This is a genomic window from Pseudomonas sp. B2021 (assembly GCF_018135665.1).
GTDB classification, from domain to species: Bacteria; Pseudomonadota; Gammaproteobacteria; order Pseudomonadales; family Pseudomonadaceae; genus Aquipseudomonas; species Aquipseudomonas lactis.
Window position 1 is genome coordinate 1 of the sequence record NZ_SMOF01000025.1, and the last position, 626, is coordinate 626.

The window sequence follows — 626 nt, forward strand, 5'->3', positions numbered from 1 at the left end:
TGAGCAATGAGTGAGGATCTTTGGGCCGCCCGCGAAGGCGACGCACTGCTGCACACCTCGGTGATGGCCGATATTCTCGGCGGTGTACTGGAAGTGGCCGCCTATGCGGCGCTCACCACCGTGGGCTGCCTGGCCGTTGCCGGGGCGGTGTTCCTCGCGACTGGTGCAACCATCGCCACCGGCGGTGTGGCCCTGGTGTTGGTGGTGGGCGCGGTCGTCGGTATTACCGCTGGCCTCACGGGGGCGGACTTGAAGATATCCAGTTGGTGCGAGTCCGCCGCCAACTGGGTGTTCCCGCCGGTGATCGATGCATTCATCACCAGCGGCTCGTACAACGTGTTTATCAATGGCAAAAAAGCTGCCCGTGCAGCCGGCAAGATGACCGCCGTGCCGGTCGCGCCCAGCGAGCCGCCGGCACCCAGCTTCCTGGACATGGCCGGGGAGTTTTTCTCGCAGATGTGGCGCCCGACCGTCGCCTCGCCCGCCCCCGGCACCGAGCCGTGCCCGCTGGACACCGTGGCATGCAACAAGCATCCGCCCATGCCCCTGCAGTTTATTGCCGAAGGTTCCAGCTCGGTGTTCATCAACGGGCAGCCTGCCGCGCGCAGCGGGGATCGCAGTACCTG

1 protein-coding gene is annotated in these 626 nt (G+C 66.0%); it reads left to right on the top strand.

Annotation, left to right across the window (positions count from 1 at the left end; translation table 11 throughout):
• Nucleotides 1-6: 6 nt before the first annotated feature.
• Nucleotides 7-626: PAAR domain-containing protein (locus tag E1K68_RS27510; RefSeq protein ID WP_212614960.1), on the top strand; the 620-nt coding region annotated here is incomplete at its 3' end.